The 20135-nt window shown below is 27.8% G+C and carries 20 protein-coding genes; all 20 read left to right on the top strand.

Annotated features, from left to right (window positions below):
• The first annotated feature begins 357 nt into the window (after nucleotides 1-357).
• The 20 genes from VJI95_RS02080 (at nucleotide 358) to dltA (ending at nucleotide 20125) form a co-directional block, all read left to right on the top strand.
• Nucleotides 358-1485: an acyl-CoA dehydrogenase family protein gene (locus VJI95_RS02080; protein ID WP_324010055.1), complete on the top strand. Its 1128-nt coding sequence runs from the start codon at nucleotides 358-360 to the stop codon at nucleotides 1483-1485.
• 73 nt (nucleotides 1486-1558) lie between these two features.
• Nucleotides 1559-2380, top strand: a complete 822-nt coding sequence (locus tag VJI95_RS02075; protein ID WP_324010054.1) for a phosphate/phosphite/phosphonate ABC transporter substrate-binding protein — start codon at nucleotides 1559-1561, stop codon at nucleotides 2378-2380.
• 7 nt (nucleotides 2381-2387) lie between these two features.
• Nucleotides 2388-3569 carry a cobalamin-independent methionine synthase II family protein gene (locus VJI95_RS02070; protein WP_324010053.1) on the top strand — a complete coding sequence of 394 codons (1182 nt, stop codon included), beginning with the start codon at nucleotides 2388-2390 and terminating at the stop codon, nucleotides 3567-3569.
• Nucleotides 3562-4029 (top strand): OsmC family protein, encoded by a 468-nt coding sequence (locus VJI95_RS02065; RefSeq protein WP_324010052.1) that lies wholly within the window; start codon nucleotides 3562-3564, stop codon nucleotides 4027-4029. Before VJI95_RS02070 ends, VJI95_RS02065 begins: the two co-directional genes overlap by 8 nt.
• Before the next feature lie 267 nt (nucleotides 4030-4296).
• Nucleotides 4297-4557 carry an HPr family phosphocarrier protein gene (locus VJI95_RS02060; RefSeq protein WP_323998778.1) on the top strand — a complete coding sequence of 87 codons (261 nt, stop codon included), beginning with the start codon at nucleotides 4297-4299 and terminating at the stop codon, nucleotides 4555-4557.
• Between the two features lie 46 nt (nucleotides 4558-4603).
• On the top strand, nucleotides 4604-6268 hold the full coding sequence (ptsP, locus tag VJI95_RS02055) for a phosphoenolpyruvate--protein phosphotransferase (RefSeq protein ID WP_324010051.1): 1665 nt from the start codon (nucleotides 4604-4606) through the stop codon (nucleotides 6266-6268).
• Nucleotides 6269-6406: 138 nt separating this feature from the next.
• Nucleotides 6407-7096: a cell division ATP-binding protein FtsE gene (gene ftsE, locus VJI95_RS02050; RefSeq protein ID WP_323998776.1), complete on the top strand. Its 690-nt coding sequence runs from the start codon at nucleotides 6407-6409 to the stop codon at nucleotides 7094-7096.
• Nucleotides 7083-7979, top strand: coding sequence for a permease-like cell division protein FtsX (gene ftsX / locus VJI95_RS02045; RefSeq protein ID WP_323998775.1), 897 nt, complete (start codon nucleotides 7083-7085; stop codon nucleotides 7977-7979). Before ftsE ends, ftsX begins: the two co-directional genes overlap by 14 nt.
• Nucleotides 7980-7989: 10 nt before the next feature.
• Complete coding sequence (locus VJI95_RS02040) at nucleotides 7990-9186, top strand: murein hydrolase activator EnvC family protein (protein ID WP_323998774.1); 1197 nt, start codon at nucleotides 7990-7992, stop codon at nucleotides 9184-9186.
• A 12-nt stretch (nucleotides 9187-9198) separates the two neighbouring features.
• Nucleotides 9199-10410 (top strand): S41 family peptidase, encoded by a 1212-nt coding sequence (locus VJI95_RS02035; protein WP_323998773.1) that lies wholly within the window; start codon nucleotides 9199-9201, stop codon nucleotides 10408-10410.
• A gap of 116 nt (nucleotides 10411-10526) precedes the next feature.
• Nucleotides 10527-11279 (top strand): PP2C family protein-serine/threonine phosphatase, encoded by a 753-nt coding sequence (locus VJI95_RS02030; protein WP_323998772.1) that lies wholly within the window; start codon nucleotides 10527-10529, stop codon nucleotides 11277-11279.
• Nucleotides 11273-13213, top strand: a complete 1941-nt coding sequence (gene pknB, locus VJI95_RS02025) for a Stk1 family PASTA domain-containing Ser/Thr kinase (RefSeq protein WP_323998771.1) — start codon at nucleotides 11273-11275, stop codon at nucleotides 13211-13213. The genes VJI95_RS02030 and pknB overlap by 7 nt, the downstream gene beginning before the upstream one ends.
• Nucleotide 13214: 1 nt before the next feature.
• Entirely contained in the window at nucleotides 13215-14090 is an 876-nt protein-coding gene (gene rsgA, locus VJI95_RS02020) for a ribosome small subunit-dependent GTPase A (RefSeq protein ID WP_323998770.1), read from the top strand.
• Nucleotides 14091-14750, top strand: a complete 660-nt coding sequence (gene rpe, locus VJI95_RS02015) for a ribulose-phosphate 3-epimerase (protein WP_323998769.1) — start codon at nucleotides 14091-14093, stop codon at nucleotides 14748-14750.
• Between the two features lie 72 nt (nucleotides 14751-14822).
• Nucleotides 14823-16088: a GTPase ObgE gene (gene obgE / locus VJI95_RS02010; protein WP_323998768.1), complete on the top strand. Its 1266-nt coding sequence runs from the start codon at nucleotides 14823-14825 to the stop codon at nucleotides 16086-16088.
• A gap of 12 nt (nucleotides 16089-16100) precedes the next feature.
• Nucleotides 16101-16397, top strand: a complete 297-nt coding sequence (gene yhbY / locus VJI95_RS02005; RefSeq protein ID WP_323998767.1) for a ribosome assembly RNA-binding protein YhbY — start codon at nucleotides 16101-16103, stop codon at nucleotides 16395-16397.
• Nucleotides 16397-17542, top strand: coding sequence for a nicotinate (nicotinamide) nucleotide adenylyltransferase (gene nadD / locus VJI95_RS02000; RefSeq protein ID WP_324010050.1), 1146 nt, complete (start codon nucleotides 16397-16399; stop codon nucleotides 17540-17542). The genes yhbY and nadD overlap by 1 nt, the downstream gene beginning before the upstream one ends.
• Before the next feature lie 4 nt (nucleotides 17543-17546).
• A complete protein-coding gene (rsfS, locus tag VJI95_RS01995; protein WP_323998765.1) occupies nucleotides 17547-17855 on the top strand; it encodes a ribosome silencing factor in 309 nt (102 codons plus the stop codon).
• Nucleotides 17856-17872: 17 nt separating this feature from the next.
• Nucleotides 17873-18244 (top strand): RidA family protein, encoded by a 372-nt coding sequence (locus tag VJI95_RS01990; RefSeq protein WP_323998764.1) that lies wholly within the window; start codon nucleotides 17873-17875, stop codon nucleotides 18242-18244.
• Nucleotides 18245-18610: 366 nt separating this feature from the next.
• Complete coding sequence (dltA, locus tag VJI95_RS01985) at nucleotides 18611-20125, top strand: D-alanine--poly(phosphoribitol) ligase subunit DltA (protein ID WP_324010049.1); 1515 nt, start codon at nucleotides 18611-18613, stop codon at nucleotides 20123-20125.
• Nucleotides 20126-20135: the final 10 nt, after the last annotated feature.

The following is a 20135-nucleotide window of genomic DNA, read 5'->3' as shown; positions in this document are numbered from 1 at the left end:
GAAGCATCGTGGAAGGGTTGGGTTCTTATTAAAAAAATTTCTAATAAAATATTTAGAACAATCAATATTCATTATTAAAAGTTTTTATAATTTGATAATTTTATTATTTGTAAATTTCAATATTTACTAAAATTAATTATATAAAAAATTTATATATATGTATTTTATATAATAAGTAATATTTATTGATAAACGCTTATAAATATTGAAATTTCAATAAATTATAAAATAAGAAAAAATTATTTAGACTATCAAATCAAATTTTTAAAAATGATTATTATTATGCTATAATGGGCAAACATTTAATAATCTTTAATGATTATAAAGATTGTTTATATTTTAAAATTGGAGGTTAGTATGAGTAAGTTTTATGAAGATGCATTATTATTTGCTAAAGAACATATTTTGCCTTATGCAAAAGAGATTGATGAAAAGATGGAATTTCCTGTTGAATCTTTTAAAGAAATGGGAAAAGCTGGATATTTCAAATTGATGATTCCTACTGAACTTGGGGGATTAGGAAAAGGAATGACAGAGCATTCTGAAGCATGTATGGCTTTTGCTAAAAGTAGCGCAACAGCCGGACTTTGTTATATGATGCATAATGTTTGTTTAAGTATTGTTTTGAAATATGCTAGCGATGAGCTAAAAAGCAAAATTGTTAAAGATGTTGTTGAAAATAATAAGTTTTTAGGATTTGCTTATTCAGAGTTTGGATCAGGGACAAATTTTTATCGACCTGATATTAAAGCTGAGTTTAATGAGAAAGAAGTAATTTTAAATGGAACAAAGAGTATGGTTACATCTGCTGGACAAGCTTCTTATTATCTATTGCTTTCTTCTTCAGAATCAGGTGAAGGAATTGATAACTGGATTGTTCCTATTGAAACTGAAGGTGTTGAATTTAAGCAAAGCGAATGGCAAGGTTTAGGAATGAGAGGAAATGTTTCTTGTCCTATGGAATTTGTAGATGCTCATTTGTCGAAATCATATAGAATAGGTAAAATTGGAGATGCTATGACTCATATTTTTGAAGTTGTTGCACCTTTCTTTATTACAGGTTTAGCTTCAGTTTATACAGGTGTTTGTGAAGCTGTTCTTTCAGAAGCGTTAAGTCATGCAACAAATAGGAAACATACTTTTGGTTCTAAACTTGCAGAATATGAAACTGTACAAACACATATTTCAAGAATATATTCTCAAACTAATGCTGCAATCTTAGGAACAAAAGAAGCAGCCAGAGCTGCTGATGCTGGAGAGAGTGATGCTATAGTGAAAATTATATCAGCTAGAATTTTTGCGTCAGAGGCTGCTATTGAAGTTGCGAGATTAGGAATGAGAGTTGGTGGAGGAAAAGCTTATAATAAAATGGGAATAATGGAAAGACTTTTAAGGGATTCTTATGCAGGACAAATTATGGCGCCAAGTGTTGATGTTTTGATTCTTTGGTTAGGAAGAGCTCTTTTAGGATTACCTTTAATCTAAATTTTAATTTTTTAATAAATAAGCTTTTTTGCTTAGATTTATCTTAAATATTTACAAAATAGGAGGAACATATATGAATAAATTAAAAGTCGGTGCAGTAGTTTATGCACCTAGAGTAACCGTTATTTGGGGAATAATCGCTGATTTCTTTAAAGGAGAAGGTTTTGAAATTGAACCTATTTATTATAAAGACTATAGATCACAAGTTGACGGACTTATGAAAGGAGAAATTGATGTTGCTTGGAATTCTCCTCTTGCGTGGTTAGATGCTAATTTAAGAACTAATGGGAAAGCACTAAATGGTTCTATGAGAGATACAGATAATGATCGTTCAACTTATTTGGTTGTAAAAAAATCTTCAAATATAAAATCTATAGAAGATTTAAAGGGAAAAATAATAGGCTTTGGTGCTATTGATTCTCCTCAAGCCAGACTTATACCTATATATAATTTATATCAACATGGTCTTGAATTTAATAAAGATTATGTTGAAAAAAGATTTGATATAGGAATTGGACTTTATGGAGATCATGTCGGTGGAGAATTGGATTCAGCAAAAGCTATGCTTAATGGCGAAGTTGATGCTACTTGGATGTTGGATTTGAATTATGATGCATGGATACAAGACGGAACTATTGATAAAAATCAAGTTGATATAATTTATAAAACTCCGTTTTTTGATCATTGCATTTTTTCAGGAAGACCTGATCTTAAAGTTGAAAAATTTGAAATGTTTGCAAAAATTTTACACAAAATGGATTACAATAACCCTGAACATAAAGAAATGATGGATATGGAAGGGCTAAAAAAGTGGGTTATTGGTCGAACAACAGGATTTGAACAAATTAAAAATGCAAATGAATATATTAATTTTTTAGAAACTTTTTATAAGTAGGTATGAGATGAAAAAAACTTTTAAACCATTTACAACTTCTCTTATAGGAAGTCTGCCAAGAAGTAAAGAGATAATGGCTTTGAAGAGAAGATTAAAATCTGATGTAGATTTCAAAAAGGAATATGATGAATTAATAAAAATCGAAACGGAAAAATTGGTTAAACTTCAAGAAAAATATTCAATAGATATAATAACTAATGGAGAATTGGCAAGAGATAATTATGTTTCTTTTGTAGCAGATAGGATAGATGGAGTTGTTATGATGAATATGGGTGATATGCTTGAATATATAGACGATAAACAGGCGTTCGAACAAATCTTGGAAACACTTGATGTTCCATCTGTTAGTATAAAAAATGCTATTTGTAACGGTGTTTTGAAATATAATAAAAGTTTAGTTTCCGATGAGATAAAATTCTTGAAAAAAATTACAACTTCTTCTGTAAAAGCAACACTTCCGGGTCCCTATCTTATGACAAGATCTATGTGGCTTCCTGCTCTTAGTAAAAAATTTTATAATAGCAAAGAAGAATTAGGTAAAGATGTAGTAAAAATTTTAAAACAAGAGATTGACAATTTAATAGAAGCTGGTGTTGATATAATCCAGTTCGATGAGCCTGTACTTACAGAAGTTGTTTTTTCTGAAGGAAAAACAAGATCTTTTATGTGTGCTGCTCTTTCTGAAAGAAAGGATCCTACAGAGGAATTAATATTTGCTACTAATTTAATAAAATGTGTTATGGATTATATGAAAGATAAACCTATACTTAGTTCACTTCATGTTTGTAGAGGAAACTGGAGTAAGGATGAGAGTATTTTGCTTGAAGGACCATATACACCTCTTGTTCCTCTTTTTGAAGAAACATCTCCAAATATTTTGGCACTTGAATTTTCGACTCCTCGTGCAGGAGAACTTGATTCTTTATTATCAAGTGAAAAAATCAAAGAAAATTCAATTCTTGCACTTGGAGTTATAAATCCTAGGACAGACATTATTGAAACAGCACAATCAATAATTGATAGAGCTAGAGAAGCGTTGAAATTTATATCTAAAGAAAGACTTTGGTTAAATCCCGATTGTGGCTTTGCTACTTTTTCAAATAGACCTGTAAGTACATTTGAAATAATTGAAAAGAAGTTGGAACAATTACAAATAGCTAAAAATGCTTTAAGGGAAATGTATGAGTAGTTTATATGAATCATATAATTATGATGCTTCTTACAGGGCTATTTTAAGTTATAACGATGTTGTAAAAGTTTTTACAGAAAAAGATTTTATTGAAGTGAATTCTCAGATAAGTTTTGATGTAGAAGATAGTAATAAAACTTCTTTTAATTATTTTGCAAGCTCAATTATTTCGGGGATAATTCATAATTTAATTTTTGTTTCAAAAAAACTTAATATAAAATTAGAGGATATTGAGGGAAAAATTAAAATAAAATTAAAAAATCCACTGACAATATTAGCTGTTAAAGGCTATTCAGAGGAAGCTAAAATTGATAGTTGTGATATCATAGTATATTTATTTTCAGATCTTGAAGATGATGAGTTATTTGATTTTTGTAAGAAATCTTTGAATAGTTGTTTTATTTATAATACACTCAAGGATGTAATGAATATTAATATAAGATTTATTTCAATTTTATAAAAATATTAATAATAGACTTCAAATTTTTAATAAAAAGATTAATTATTTGAAGTCTTTTTTTGATAGATGTTTTTAACAATATTAAAATTTATTAATATAGATTTTTTTATGAATTTTATTATATTTTATGTAAAAAATTACATACTAAATTAATTTAACAATTATGAAAAACGTTTTTAAAAATTTTTGATAAAACTATTGAATTGTTTAAACAATAATGGTAAAATATATATGTAGTTTAAATATGAGAAACTTAGGAGGCTTATTATGATTGAAAAAAACGTTATAATAAAAAATGAAACAGGATTACATGCAAGACCTGCTGCATCTTTAGTTCAATTTGTTAAGAAATTTGATGAGAGTATTGAAATTATTTTAGATAACAAGGTTGCAGATGCGAAAAGTATTTTTAATGTTATGAGTTTAGGTATTTCTAAGGGAATGGAAATAACATTGAGAGTTGATGGGGAAAATGAAGAGAAAACTTTAGGAGAAGTTGTAAACTTCATAGAAAATTTAGCTGATTAATTTTAAGGATAGCTTCTCAAAAGAGAAGCTTTTTTGGTGGAGTATTATGAGAATATATGATGGATTTTCCGTTTCTGACGGAATAGCATATGGCAAAGCTGTTACATTATTTTATGAAAAGATTTTTATTCAAGATAAAATTCTTGATAATGAAAAAGAAAAAGAACTTTTAAGATTTGAAAGTTTATTATCAGGTTTTTTAGAATCGGATAGAATAATGGACGAGGATGAAAAACTAGAAAATTTATTAAATGTTCATATTGAATTGATAGATGATCCATTCTTAAAAGATACGGTAAAAAATAAAATATTGACTGAAAATAAATCTTTAGAAAAATCAATAGAAGAGACATTCAGTCATATTTGTTATGAATTAAATAGTCTTGATTCTGACTATATGAGAGACAGAATTTATGATTATATTTCGATTCAAGAAGAATTTATTAGGACTTTAACATCAGTTGAGGAAATTAAAATTTATGAAAATAAATTTATTCTTTTTACTGAAAATTTATCTCCAAAACTAATTGATAAGTATAAAGATCAATTAATAGGAATAGTTTCAAAAAATGGTGGAAAAACCTCACATGCTTCTTTGTATGCTAAAAACTTACAAATTCCTTATATAATTTGTAATTCATTGGATTTTCAAGAGTTAAAAAATAAAAGTTTTGATTGTATTCTGGATTGTGATCAAGAAAAGTTGATTATAAATCCTGATGGAGACACTGTTAATTCATATAAAAAATCATTAAAAGCATCTCAAAAAGAATTTTTAGATACTAATATTGTTAGGACAAAAAACAATAGATATGTAAGGGTTTGTAGTAATATTTCAAGTTTTGAAGAGTTTGAAGTATCTTTGAATAATGGTACAGACGGCTGTGGATTATTTAGAACAGAATTTTTATATATGTCTGATGAATCTCCAACAGAAGAATATCAATTTGAGATTTTTAAAAAGCTTGCACAAAGTACAGAAAAACCTATTGTAATTAGAACTTTTGATATTGGAGCAGATAAAAAATCAAAATTTTTTAGACTTGATGAGGAAAAAAATCCTTTCTTGGGTCTTAGAGGTTTTAGAATATATAAAGAATTTTATAAAGAATTAAGAAAGCATTTAAGAGCAATTCTAAGAGCTTCAGCTTTTGGAAATGTAAAAATTATGATTCCCATGATAACAACACTTGAAGAGGTTTTGTGGATAAAAAATGAAATTTTAAAAATTAAAGATGAATTGAGAGAAGAAAAAGTCGATTTTGATGAAAATATTGAATTTGGAATTATGATAGAAACTCCTGCATCGGTGTTTCTTTTTGATATCTTGGTTAAAGAGGTTGATTTTGTAAGTATTGGAACAAATGATTTAGTTCAATATATGTTAGCTTGTGATAGAGAAAATTCTAAGATGCAACAACTCTATGATTGCTATCATCCTTCGGTTATTCGCTCAATTAATCGTGTAGTAGATATTGCTCATAGAAACGGAAAAATTGTTTCAATGTGTGGAAACTTTGCAAGTGAGTTGGATGCTGTTGAACTTTTAATTTTACTGGGAATTGATGAATTCAGTGTTACTAATGATGTTTTACAAAAAATAAAGAAAAGGATAAAGTTGTTTGATTATAATAATTATTTGGACTTTTTTGACAAGTTAAATAAGTTTAAAACAGGACGTTCAGTTCTATATTATTTTGATAATAAATAAAATAAAACAAAGATTTATTAAGTTTTTGTAATATTTTTGTCATTATTTTGTAACTTTTTTGGTTTTTTTACTACTTTTTATAAATTTTATGATATAATAGTACTATCGATTAGTTAGAAATTTATTTGAGGTGATATTTTGTTAGAATTTATAGAAGTAACTAAAATATATAAAAATGACGTTTGTGCCCTGAAAGATTTGAGTTTTAGGGTTGAAGATGGAGAGTTTGTATTTCTAATAGGAGCCAGTGGAGCTGGTAAAACAAGTATTATAAAGATGCTTTTAAGAGAAGTAAAACCTACATCAGGTGAAATAATAGTTGATGATATTGATATAGTTAAATTAAGAAATAGAAAAATACCTCATCTTAGAAAAAAGATGGGTATTGTTTTTCAGGACTTTAGATTATTAGAAGGAAAGACAGTTTTTGATAATATAAAGTATCCACTACAAATTCTAGGAGTTTCAAAAAGAGAAATAAATAGAAGAGTTAAGGAACTTTTGGAACTGGTTGGTTTATCAGAAAGAGCGAATTCTTTCCCAAATCAACTATCTGGTGGAGAACAACAAAGGGTTTGTATTGCTAGAGCAATTGTAAATAGGCCGAAATATTTAATAGCTGATGAGCCTACAGGAAATTTAGATCCAAATACTTCAGAAGATATAATGAAGTTGCTTTTGGATGTAAATGCCAAAGGAACAACGGTAATTGTTTCTACTCATGATAAAGATATAGTTAACAAGCTCAAAAAGAGAGTTATCAGTATGAACCATGGAGAAATGATTAATGACGAAGAACGTGGAGGTTATTTCGATGAGTTCAATTAGAAGATTTTTTTCTGCGATAGGAGAAGGCTTGGTTGGTATTTGGAGAAATAAATCCATGGGTGTTGCGTCGATAGTTTCAATTTGTTCAATGCTTTTAATTCTTGGCGGGATTACTTTTGGAGTTTTTGTGGCTAATAATATAGTAGAAGATATGAAGACCAAAGTTGATCAAATAGACGTTCTTTTGACACCCGAAGTTACATCCGACAGAGTTTTAAAAATAAAAGAAGAATTGCAAAAAATTGAAAATGTAAAATCTGTAAATTATGTTTCAAAAGAACAAGCTCTTGCAAAGATGAAAGCACAATGGAAGGAAAATGCATTTTTATTAGACGGAATGGAATCAGCACTGCCTGAAAGTTATGAGTTAAAAGTTGAAAATATAGAAAATTCAAATGCTGTTGCATCTAGTATTTATAATATTAAAGATGTGGAAAAAGTTGTTTATTATAAAGATATTGTTGAAAAGATTGCAAAAGTATCAGAGATAGTTAAATATGTAGGAATTACATTGGTTGGAGTATTACTGTTAGTAAGTTTCTTTATAATGTCTATAACTATAAAATTGACAGTTATTGCAAGAAAGAAAGAAATAAGTATAAAGAAATATATTGGTGCTACGAATATGAGTATTACGGGTCCGTTTATTGTTGAAGGTATTTTGCTCGGAGGACTTGGTGCAGGAATATCTTTTGCAATTATTTTCTTTGCTTATAAGTATGTTTATGAGAGTTTTGCTTGGGGAATAGGTGGTATATTCTCTAATTATTTTTTGCCTGTTAATGTTTTTGGAATTTATATAGCTATTTCTTATTTTATAATAGGTATGGGCATTGGAATATTAGCATCAATATTTTCAAGTAGAAAGTATATGAATGTATAGGAGGTTGTATATGAAAAAGAGAAGATTTGTAGCGTTGATACTTATGCTTTCAATGCTTGGTTCAGGTGTGATTTCTTATGCTGATAAAGTAGACAATCTAAAGAAAGAGAAAAAAAATCAAGAAAAAAATCTAGAAAACAAGAAAAAATCTATTAATGATATGACTACTGAAAAAGATACAGCATTCAAAGAAATTGTTGAAAAACAAAAAAATATTGACCAATTGGATAAAGATCTTACAGAGTTAGAAGATATGATTAATAAGATTTCTGAAGAAATTCAAGTTTCTAAAGAAAAAATATCAATTTTAGAAGATAGAATTACTGAAAAACAAGAACTATTTAAAAAGAGAGTTCGTGTTATGTATGGTAATAGAGATTTAAGCTCTATTGAAGTTCTGTTTTCTTCATCTAGTATAGGAGATTTTATTTCAAGATATTTTATGATGCAATCAATTGCTGATTATGATAAAAAATTAATTACAAGTTTGAAAAATGATAAACTTGCCTTAGTAGCAGAAAAAGAAGAACTTGAATCAAGAAAAGAAGAAAAAGTAGTTAAGAAAAAAGAAATGGAAATAAAGTATCAAGCTTATACTGAAGAAGTTGAAAAAAACAAACAACTTATAGCAAAATTGGAACAAAATATAGAGTATACAAAATCTGAAATTGACCAATTACAAAGTAAAGTTAAAAATTTAAATGCAAATATAAGTTTTGAAGAAAAAGTAAAAGCAGATATTCTAAGAGGAATAAACGAAAGAAAAATTCAAAAAGATATTGATGACGGTAAAATAGATGCACGTCCTTCAAATGGAGAAATGATGTGGCCGTTGAAGGGATATTATAGAATTTCAAGTCCATTTGGATGGAGAAATGCACCAATTGGTAGTGGTGGAGAAAGACATAGAGGAATTGATATTCCTGCTCCAACAGGAACACCTGTGTACTCTGCAACAGATGGAGTAGTAATTTCAGCAGGATGGAATGGAAGTTATGGTAATGCTGTTATGATTAAATATACAAATAATATTGTTATTGTATATGGACATAATTCAAGCTTAGTTGTAAAAGCTGGACAAAGAGTAAGTAAAGGACAAGTTATTTCTTTAGTAGGTTCTACAGGAAATTCAACAGGGCCACATTTACACTTTGAAGTTAGATATAACGGCTCACCAGTAGATCCACTTAGATATTTGAATCACTAGGAGTAATAATATATGATAAAAAATAAAAGGCTTACTGCGTTTCTAGTCTTAATGATATTTTTGTGTTCATTTATATCATATAAGGCTGGAAAAAATTCTGCAGCTGTTTTTAACAAAACAACTACAACAAATAATACTACTGATCAAGACAATACAGATTATGGAAAATTTCAGTCATTTGTAAACTCAATAAAAGAGAAGTATTATTTCAATATAGACTATGAAAAAATGAATACTGAAATAAAGAAGGCTATATTTTCTTCTTTAGGAGATCCGTATACTCAATATCTTACTGAAAAAGATATGAAGGAGCTTCAAAAAGTGAGTTCTGGAAAATTCGTTGGAATAGGAGTTCAAGTAAGTGTAAATGAAAATGGAGAAATAGTTGTTGTCGCTCCTATAAAAGGAGGTCCAAGCCAAAAGGCTGGAATACAATCAGAAGATATTATAGTAAAAGTAAATGATGAAGAAGTCAAAAAAAATGATTTAGAATCAACAATCAAACTAATGAGAGGAAATGAAGAAGTTGGTTCAGAAGTTAAGGTTACAGTTAAGAGAATTGTAGATTCAGAAGAAAAGATTTTAGATTTTACAATAAAGAGAGAAGAAATAACTACAGAATCTGTTAATTCAAAACTTTTAGATAATGGAGTTTTATATGTGCAAATTACTAATTTTGCTGCAAAGACAGGAGCTGATTTTGAAAAGGCTGTTGATGAAGGTATTAGTAAGGGTGCAAAATCTTTGATAATTGACCTTCGAAATAATCCAGGAGGATTATTAACTGCCGTTAAGCAAGTTGCAGATAAAATTTTACCTGCTTCTACAATTATGAAAATTGTAGATAGTAAGGGGAACGAAACTCTTGAAAAAGCAACTGGAAAAGGAACTGATATTCCGATAGTAGTTTTGATTAACAAAGGTTCAGCATCAGCATCTGAAGTACTAAGTGTTGCACTTCGTGATAATAAAAAAGCTACATTGGTTGGAGAAAAATCTTTTGGTAAAGGAATTATTCAAACAGTTTTCCCTATAGATAATGATGGTAAAACAGAAGGAGTAAAAATGACTATTGCTGAATATTTTGGACCTAATGGTACTAAGATTAATAAAGTAGGATTGGAACCTGATCATAAAGTTGAGCAAAAAGGAAATTCTAAAATAGGGATAGAACATTTAGATACAGACCCACAATTACAGAAAGCTATAGAATTGTTAAAGTAGTTTTGTCTGTTAATTGTTGAAAAATCTTATTAGTTGTTAAATTAAAAAAAAAATGATATAATACCTTTATGAAAATTGTTGGTTTTCATAAAGGTATTTTTTTAAAGGGGTGTTTTATGTCTTTTTATATGGATTCGGATAAAGGAAATGTTAGACAGAATAATGAAGACAGTTTTCTTTTTGAACAATTTGAAAAACTAAATATTTTAATTTTAGCTGATGGTGTAGGAGGACATGAAGATGGAGAAATTGCATCAAGTTATGCAGTAAATATAGTTATGGAATACATAAAAAGTAACTATAAACTATATTCAGATTATTTGCATTTATTAGTTGATGCTTTTTGTGATGCCAATAAAGTTATTTATGAGATAAATTTAGAAAAAAATTCAGGAGAAAATAAAATATCAAATAGACTTATGGGAACAACTTTAGAAGTTCTTTTATTTGATGGAGATATTTTATACTTTGGACATGTTGGTGATAGTAGAATATATATTAAAAATGATAATTTTAGATTGTTAACTAAAGACCATTCTTTAGTTCAATATTTATATTCAAGTGGGGCATTAACAGAAGAGGAAGTAAAAAATTATAATGATAAAAATTCTATTTTGAGAGCAATCGGGATGGAAAAACATGTAGAAGTCGATGTTGATTCAATTAGAATTAAACCTAAAGATATTGTACTTGTTTGTTCTGATGGACTTACAAATGAACTTGAAGATAACGAAATTTCAGAAATGTTAGACTTTAAATATAATGCAAAAGAAATGGTTTATAATATTATTTCCACTGTTAAAAATGGTTTAGCAAGAGATAATGTTACTGTTGGAATTTTTAAAAATGATGAGGAGATTATATGTTAGGATCAATTTTAAATGGCAGATATGAGATAATTGAAAAAGTTGGAATTGGCGGAATGGCCATAGTATACAAAGCTAAGGATATTTATTTAAAAAGAATTGTTGCCGTTAAAGTTTTGAAGGAACAATATCTTGAAGATAGAGAATTTATAAAAAAATTTGTTATTGAAGCGCAATCTGTTGCTAATTTAAACAATCAAAATATAGTTAAGATTTATGATGTAGGGCAACATATTGAAAATGAAAAAACATTTAACTATATTGTAATGGAATATATTAAAGGAAAGACTCTAAATGAATTAATAAAGGATAATGGAAAACTAAATTCTAATGCAGTTGTTTCAATCTCTAAGCAAATAGCTAATGCTTTAGATTGCGCTCATAAACATCATATAATACATAGGGATATTAAGCCACATAATATTATTATTGATGAAAATTTAAATGTTAAAGTTACAGATTTTGGTATAGCTAGAATTGCAACAAGTTCAACTATAACTTACACTTCTTCTGTACTTGGAACAGTTCATTATATTTCTCCAGAACAAGCAAAGGGAAAATTTATTGATGAAAAATCTGATATTTACTCTTTAGGTGTTGTTATGTATGAAATGATAACAGGTAGAGTTCCTTTTGATACGGATAATGCAGTTGGAATAGCAATGCAACATATAAATGAACCGTTGGTTGAGCCAATTAGACTTGTTCCAAATATGGAACCTTGGTTAAATGCAATAATTGTAAAATGTATGGAAAAAGATCCAGAAAACAGATTTGAAAGTGCTGAAAGTCTAATTAGGGCATTGGAAGATAAGAATGTAGGAACTAACCAAACAGTTGCATTTAACGATAATACAGACAGAGCTTTATATAGAGAATCTGTTTATAAGGCAGATAAGCAAAAAGATTTTAACAAACCGATTATAAAAAATAATAATAAAAATAGAGAAAGTCTAAAAAAGAAAAAGGGAATCTTTGATTATAGTATAACTTATGTTGTATTAGCTTTACTCATAGTAGCTTCCGTATTCTTTATATATAGATTGGCAGTTTCTAATAAAGCTACAAATACTGTAAAAGTTCCTCCAGTAATTGGATTGGATAAAGATGAAGCAATTAGAGTATTAAAAGAAAAGAAACTTAATGGACTTATAGTCAAGACTGTAAATGATGATTCTGTTGAGGCAGGAAAAATTGTTCAACAATCCCCAGCTCCTAACGCTGAAGCAAAAGAGGGAACAAATGTTGAACTAACTGTAAGTGTAGGCAAAAATAAAACGATAGTTCCTAATCTTTCAAATGTTGAGTTTGAAAAAGTTGAAGAATTATTAAAAAAGAGTAATTTATCATTAGGTAAAGTTGAAAGAAAATATGACGATAAAGTTGATGAAAACAAGGTAATAAGCCAAAGTGTGAATTATGGTGATGAGGTTGAAAAAGGAACTAAAATTGACATTGTAGTAAGTAGGGGAAAAGAAGATAAAAAGGTAGAAGTTCCTGATTTGATTGGAAAAACTGAAGCTGAAGCTATTAAAGCATTATACGATAGTGGGCTTGCAGTTGGTAGAACAGAGAAAAAGGCGGATTCTAAAAAAGCTGGAACTGTAATTTGGCAATCTTATGGCAAAGGCGTAAAGGTTGATGCGTCAACTAAGATTGATATTGTTGTAAGTTCAGGGAAAGCAACAAAGGACAATGTATTAAATTTAAGCCATTATACGGAAGATGATGCAGTTACAAAGAGGTATACTATTAATGAACCCGATAAAAATTATCTTTTACGGATTACCAAAAATACAGAAAAGGGTGAAACAAAGATATATGAAAAAACAATGGTTACAGGTAGTGGAAAATTGACAATAAATATAAAAGCTAAATCTAGTGATAAATTCAATATTTATGTAAATGGAGAACTTATTCTATCAGGTGAAAATTAATATGTTTGAAATTGGCGTTATATTTGATATTTCAAAAGATTTATATTATGTAAAAACTCCAACTGAAAGATATATGTCAAAAGCAAGAGGGGTTTTTAGAAAGCAAAAATTTTCCCCAATGGTTGGAGATAATGTTAAAATTGAAATTTTCGAAGATAATACTGCCTACATTGTAGAAGTTTTTGATAGAAAAAATAAAATTTTAAGACCTCCAGTTGTAAATGTAGATCAAGCTATAATAGTTTTTTCTTTGAAAGAACCAGAAATTTCATATAAAATCATTGATAGATATATAATGTATTATGAAGTAATGAAAATTCCAATAATTTTATGTTTAAATAAATGTGATTTAATCAATAAAGAAACGGAAATTGATTTTAGAAATACTTATGAAAGACTTGGTTACAAGATAATTTTTAATAGCATTAACTTAGATAATAGAAAACTATTTGAAGAAATTTGTAAAGACAAAATTTCGGTTATTACAGGTGCTTCAGGAGTTGGTAAAAGTACGATTTTAAATTTTTTAAATCCAGATTATAATATTTGGGTTGGAGAGATAAGTAATAAGACAAAAAGAGGTAAACATACAACAAGAGCTGCTACTTTATATGAATTTTTTGACAACTCATTCATTATTGATACAGCAGGGTTTACTTCTCTTGATCTTACTAAATTTATAGATAGCGAGGCTCAAATTAGAGATGCTTTTGTGGAATTTGAATTTGGCTCTAAATGTAAGTTTTCAGACTGTAGGCATATCAATGAACCTAATTGTTATGTGAAAGTTAAATTAGAAAACAGAAGTATAAGTAAAAGTAGATATGACAGTTATATATTTTACTTAAATGAATATCTAAAAAATAGGAGGTATTAAATGTTAGAATTATCACCATCATTATTATCAGCTGATTTTACAGATTTAAAATCTGAAATAGAAGTTTTAGATAAAAATGGAGTTAAGTATTTACATTTAGATGTAATGGACGGAATGTTTGTTCCAAATATTTCTTTTGGTCCAATGATAATTAAGCAGTTACGACCTTTAACAAATATGGTTTTTGATGTTCATTTGATGATAGAAGAACCTGATAGATATGTTCAAAATTTTAAGGACGCAGGAGCCGATATTTTAACTGTACATTATGAAGCTTGCAAACATCTTCATAGAACTATTTCTTATATTAAATCATTGGGAATGAAAGCTGGAGTTTCTTTAAATCCTGCAACTAATATTGACGTTTTAGATTATGTATTGGAAGATTTAGACTTAGTTTTAATTATGAGTGTAAATCCAGGCTTTGGGGGACAAAGTTTTATTCCTTCAGCTATTGATAAAATAAAAAATTTAAAAGAAAAGATAATAAAAAGAAATTTAAATGTTATAGTAGAAGTTGATGGTGGTGTAAAAACTACTAATGTTAAAGATGTCATTGAAGCCGGAGCAGATTTGATAGTTTCAGGTTCAGACGTTTTTGCGGATAAAGAAAATAGAATTAGAGCTTATAAAGAAATTTTTAAAAATTATGAAAAATAATTATGAGCTTGTCATTAAAAAAAGATTGAGCTTTCAATCTTTTTTAAAATTAAATAAGAAAAAGAGGTTAATATGTTTATAGATATTGCAAAAATAGAATTAAAAGCCGGAAAAGGCGGAGATGGCTGTGTTTCTTTTAGAAGAGAAAAATATGAACCTGATGGCGGACCTTACGGTGGCGACGGCGGAGATGGAGGAAGTGTAATTTTTATATCTGATGAAGGTGTAAGAACTCTTATGGATTTCAGATATAAAAAACATTACTTCGCTCAAAACGGAGAAAATGGAAAAACTAAAAAACAATATGGGAAAAAAGGGGAAGATTTAATTGTAAAAGTTCCCGTTGGTACATTGATTAAGGATTTTGAAACTAATAGAGTTATTCATGATTTTAAAGTTAAAGATGATAAATTTATAGTTGCTAAAGGTGGTAGAGGTGGTAAGGGAAATGCAAGATTTGCCACAAGTACAAGACAAGCACCTCGTTTTGCACAACCCGGAACAAAAGGAGAAGAGAGAACTATAAAATTAGAATTAAAACTAATTGCTGATGTTGGACTTGTTGGTCTTCCAAATGTTGGAAAATCTTCTTTGCTTTCTGTTTTAAGTGATGCAAAACCTAAGATTGCAAATTATCATTTTACAACATTGGAACCTAATTTAGGAGTTTGTAGAGTTGAAGAAAACAAATCATTTGTAATAGCTGATATTCCTGGACTTATTGAAGGTGCTAGTGATGGGATTGGACTTGGATTTGAATTTTTAAAACATGTTGAAAGAACAAGACTTTTAGTTCATGTTTTGGATATTTCTGGAATTGAAGGTAGAGATCCTATTGAAGATTACAATACTATTTATAAGGAATTAGAGCTTTATAATGAAAATATTAAGAATAAAAAAGAGATAATTGTTGCAAATAAAATAGATTTACTTACTTCTGATGAGAATTTAAAAAGAGTAAAGGAATATTTTAAAGATAGAACAGTATTAGAAATTTCTGCTGTTACACAAATGGGAGTAAAGGAATTAAAATATAAAATATTTGATGAATTATCAAAAATCGAAATAGATTATGAGACTTTTGATGAAGATTATGAATATATAGAAGAAGTTGAAAAAGAGGCTTATGAAATTTATAGTGAAGACGGGACATTCTATGTTGAAGGACCTCTTATTGACTATTTAGTCTATATAACTAATTTTGAAGATTATGATTCTTTAAAATATTTCCAAAAAGTTTTAACTGATAAGGGAGTAATTGAAGAATTAAAACAAAAAGGAGTAAAAGAAGGTCAATCCATTGTAATTGGAGAAATGGAATTTGAATTTTTTGAATAATAAGGAGAAAATATGATAAACCCAAAGCAAAGAGCATTTCTAAAGTCTTTATCTCACTCTATGGAACCTATTATGAATATAGGAAAGCATGGAGTTAATGATGAAACTATAAGACAATTAGATTTGGCTTTAGAGAAAAGAGAGCTTGTAAAAATCAAAATTCTAAATAACAATTTGGACGATAACAAAGAAATAGTAGATTTAGTTTTACAAAAAACTAGAGCAGAATTTGTACAACACATTGGAAATAAATTTGTTATTTATAGAAGAAAAAGAAAAGATAAAGATAGAATAGAGTTACCAGAATAATGAAAAAAATTGGAATTTTTGGTGGAAGTTTTTCACCTATTCATAATGGTCATTTACAAATTGCTGAGGACTGTTTGCTAGAAATAGGACTTGATAAGATAATTTTTCTTCCAAACTCAAATCCTCCACATAAGGCTGTAGATAAATTTAGTTTTGATACAAGAGTTGAAATGTTAAGATTAGCTTTAGAAGATAATGAAAACTTTGAAATTTCTCTTGTCGAAAATGATTCTACAAAAGTTCATTACTCCTATAATACCATTAGTGAAAATTTTTACAATGGTGAAGATAAATTTTATTTCATAATGGGAGATGATGAGTTTTTAAGTGTAAGGTCTTGGTATGAATATGAAAAACTTTTAGAGCTTACTTCAGTTATAGTTTTTCTAAGAAAATACGATTATGATTTTATTTTAGAAAAAAATAGAGAAATAATTGAAAAATATGATATTAATATTATTACAAATTCTGTTATTTCAATTTCATCTACAGAAATTAGAAATAGAATGAATGAAAAGAAATCTATAGAATATCTTATACCCGAAAAAGTAAGAGACTATATTTATGAAGAGCTTAATTATTTTGATATACTTAAAATAAGAAAAGATTTAAAGGAAAAACTTTCAAAGAATAGATATGAACATTCTTTAAGGGTTGCAGAATACTGTAAAAGACTTGCTAAAATATATAATGCTGATGAACACAAGGCTTATTTATCTGGACTTGTTCATGATTGTGCAAAGAATCTAGAAGAATATTATATGTTGAATAAAATAGTAAATTCTGATATAATATTGGATGTTGAAGAAAAAAATAATCCAAAAATTCAACATGCACCAATAGGGGCAGCTGTTTGTAAAAATATATATGGTATCTTTGACGATGAAATTATTTCAGCGGTTCGTTATCATACAACAGCAAGGGAAAATATGTCTTTAATTGAAAAGATTTTGTTTATATCAGACAAGATTGAGCCTAATAGAATGTATGATACAGCTGATGAGCTTAGAAAAATTGCAGATTATGATATAGATAAAGCTATAATAAAGTTTTTAAATGATAGTTTTGAATATTTAGAAAAAAACTCTCAAAAAATTCATCCCTTGTCAATTAAAGCAAGAGATTATTTAGTAAATATGAGGTGATTTTATGGAAAAACTTGATGTTATATTGAAAGCATTGGATGATAAGATTGCAGAAAATGTTGTAAGCATTGATTTAAAAGGAAGATCATCAATTGCTGAATATTTTGTTATCGCAACTGGGAGCGTGGTTAATCACAATCAAGCTATTTGTGATGAAATTGAGTTCCAATTAAAAAAGAATAATATGGACTGTTTAAGTACAGAAGGATATAAAGATGGAAATTGGATTTTATTGGACTGTGGAGAAATTATAGTTCATATTATGACAGAAGATTATAGAAGCTATTACAATCTTGAAAGATTGTGGGCATAGATTTAGGAGGTAAAAAAATGAGCGTAGAATTTTTAAAAACTGATAAGGCTCCAGCAGCAATTGGACCTTATTCACAAGCTGGAAAGGTTGGTAATTTAATATTTGTTTCTGGACAATTACCAATTACAAATGGAGAATTACAAACTGAAATAAAGGCTGCAACACTTGCTAGTTTAACTAATGTTTTAGAAATTATTAAAGCAGGTGGTGGAAGCATAGAAAGTATTGCTAAAGTTAATGTTTTTGTAAAAGACATGAATGATTTTGAAGCAATTAATGGAGTTTATGCTGAATTTTTTGGAAATCATAAACCAGCAAGAGCTTTAGTTCAAGTTGCTAAATTACCAAAAGATGCTCTAATAGAAATAGAAGCAGTAGCAGCTGTTTAAAAATTTTTATACTGATGTTTAAATACATCAGTATTTTTTTGCAAAAATATATTTTTGCGGTACAATTATTCAATTATTTTGTTAAAAAGTTAAATTATTTATTGATAGTTGCGCTATCAGGCTTTTGTTTTTCTTCTATTTTTGGTATAATATAACCTATGAGAATATAATTATCGTAAATAAATTTAGTATTTTAGGTTTATTTAAAGTTTATAGTATAAAATATAAACGTATTACGATATACTTTATTTTGAGTTTAGTTTAATATTGAAGATATTAAATATTAGATTAAAAATAAAATAAAATAAAAAAGTAATATTACGGAGAGATACACTTTGAAATTTTTAATGATTTGGAGGATTTTTTGTGAAGTATTTAGAAACTTTTAATAGTTATAAGAGTTCAGAAAAAATTGCCTATATTTGTGATGACAAATCCATTACATATAGGGAGCTTATGTTATATTCTGATAGACTTGCAAAATATATTTTACAAAATTTTGGAGCTGGGAATAAAGATGCAATTGCAGTTTATGGACACAAAGATTTTTTAATGTTGGTTAGTTTTTTAGCCTGTACAAAATCAGGGCATCCATATTGTCCGATGGATATATCTTTTACTAGAAATAGAGTTGAAGATGTGTTGACTGTAACTGATTCAAAATTTTCAATTTTTACAGAAGATTTGACTGTAGATGAAAAATTTAATATTTTAAATAAAAAAGAGATTTTGAATATTATTAATGATGAAAAATATGATGATATTTCAAATGATGGCCTATATAAAATTGAACCAGAAGATATTGTTTATATAATTTTTACATCTGGAAGTACAGGAAAGCCTAAGGGAGTTCAAATAACATATGATAATTTAAATAATTATATTGGATGGATACATAATGTTGTAGGAAATGAGAAAAATAAAATTTACTTAAATCAAGCACCTTTTTCTTTTGATTTATCAGTAATGGATTTATACTTATCTTTGTTTTCTGAATCCACTTTATTTGCTATAACGAAGGAAGACCAACAAGATTTTTCTAAACTTTATCAAAATTTGGAAAAATCTGGTATTACAAATTGGGTTTCTACTCCTTCATTTGCAGATATGTGTTTGTCTTTACAAGAATTTAATTCTGAAAATATAAAGAATATAGATTATTTTCTATTTTGTGGAGAAGTTTTGACAAAAAAAACAGCACAAAGGTTAAGGAAGAGATTTCCAAATGCAAAAGTTATTAATACTTACGGGCCTACTGAATCTACAGTATGTGTTACTGATATTTTAATTACAGACGAAGTTTTAGAAAAGTTTGATATACTTCCACTTGGAGATGTTAAAAATGGAAGTAAGATTGAAATACGAGAAGATGATAAAATTCTTGGTGATGGGGAAATTGGAGAAATTGTCATTATTGGAGATACAGTAAGTAGCGGATACTATAAAAATCCTGTTCAAACTGAAAAAGCATTTTTTGTTACTGAAGATAATAAAAGAGCTTATAAAACAGGGGACTTAGGATATTATAAGGATGGAAATTTATTTTTTTCCAATAGAAAAGACTTTCAAGTTAAATTAAATGGGTATAGAATTGAACTTGGAGATATTGAAAGCAATCTTTTAAATATTGATGGTATAAGTTCTTGTTGTGCATTGCCGAATTATGATTCAGATAATAAAGTTAAGAGCATAACAGCTTTCATAGTAAGTAAAGTGATTGATGATGAAAAAGAATATATAAAGTTTTTAAAAGAAGAATTACAGAAATATGTTCCAAGTTATATGGTACCAAAAAAATTCAAATTTTTAGAAAAATTACCAATGAATAATAATGGAAAAGTTGATAGAAAAGAATTAAAAAAAATTTTAGAAAATAGATAGGGAGATTTAC

Origin of the sequence: Parvimonas sp. C2 (assembly GCF_035282405.1) — a bacterium.
GTDB lineage: Bacteria > Bacillota > Clostridia > Tissierellales > Peptoniphilaceae > Parvimonas.
This window is presented reverse-complemented; position numbering and strand designations above follow the sequence as displayed.

What these genes read in the sequence shown, in the direction of transcription:
- VJI95_RS02080 (WP_324010055.1), top strand. Translation starts at nt 358, where the DNA reads ATGAGTAAGTTTTATGAAGATGCATTATTATTTGCTAAAGAACATATT.
- VJI95_RS02075 (WP_324010054.1), top strand. Translation starts at nt 1,559, where the DNA reads ATGAATAAATTAAAAGTCGGTGCAGTAGTTTATGCACCTAGAGTAACC.
- VJI95_RS02070 (WP_324010053.1), top strand. Translation starts at nt 2,388, where the DNA reads ATGAAAAAAACTTTTAAACCATTTACAACTTCTCTTATAGGAAGTCTG.
- VJI95_RS02065 (WP_324010052.1), top strand. Translation starts at nt 3,562, where the DNA reads ATGAGTAGTTTATATGAATCATATAATTATGATGCTTCTTACAGGGCT.
- VJI95_RS02060 (WP_323998778.1), top strand. Translation starts at nt 4,297, where the DNA reads ATGATTGAAAAAAACGTTATAATAAAAAATGAAACAGGATTACATGCA.
- ptsP (WP_324010051.1), top strand. Translation starts at nt 4,604, where the DNA reads ATGAGAATATATGATGGATTTTCCGTTTCTGACGGAATAGCATATGGC.
- ftsX (WP_323998775.1), top strand. Translation starts at nt 7,083, where the DNA reads ATGAGTTCAATTAGAAGATTTTTTTCTGCGATAGGAGAAGGCTTGGTT.
- VJI95_RS02040 (WP_323998774.1), top strand. Translation starts at nt 7,990, where the DNA reads ATGAAAAAGAGAAGATTTGTAGCGTTGATACTTATGCTTTCAATGCTT.
- VJI95_RS02035 (WP_323998773.1), top strand. Translation starts at nt 9,199, where the DNA reads ATGATAAAAAATAAAAGGCTTACTGCGTTTCTAGTCTTAATGATATTT.
- VJI95_RS02030 (WP_323998772.1), top strand. Translation starts at nt 10,527, where the DNA reads ATGTCTTTTTATATGGATTCGGATAAAGGAAATGTTAGACAGAATAAT.
- pknB (WP_323998771.1), top strand. Translation starts at nt 11,273, where the DNA reads ATGTTAGGATCAATTTTAAATGGCAGATATGAGATAATTGAAAAAGTT.
- rsgA (WP_323998770.1), top strand. Translation starts at nt 13,215, where the DNA reads ATGTTTGAAATTGGCGTTATATTTGATATTTCAAAAGATTTATATTAT.
- rpe (WP_323998769.1), top strand. Translation starts at nt 14,091, where the DNA reads ATGTTAGAATTATCACCATCATTATTATCAGCTGATTTTACAGATTTA.
- obgE (WP_323998768.1), top strand. Translation starts at nt 14,823, where the DNA reads ATGTTTATAGATATTGCAAAAATAGAATTAAAAGCCGGAAAAGGCGGA.
- yhbY (WP_323998767.1), top strand. Translation starts at nt 16,101, where the DNA reads ATGATAAACCCAAAGCAAAGAGCATTTCTAAAGTCTTTATCTCACTCT.
- nadD (WP_324010050.1), top strand. Translation starts at nt 16,397, where the DNA reads ATGAAAAAAATTGGAATTTTTGGTGGAAGTTTTTCACCTATTCATAAT.
- rsfS (WP_323998765.1), top strand. Translation starts at nt 17,547, where the DNA reads ATGGAAAAACTTGATGTTATATTGAAAGCATTGGATGATAAGATTGCA.
- VJI95_RS01990 (WP_323998764.1), top strand. Translation starts at nt 17,873, where the DNA reads ATGAGCGTAGAATTTTTAAAAACTGATAAGGCTCCAGCAGCAATTGGA.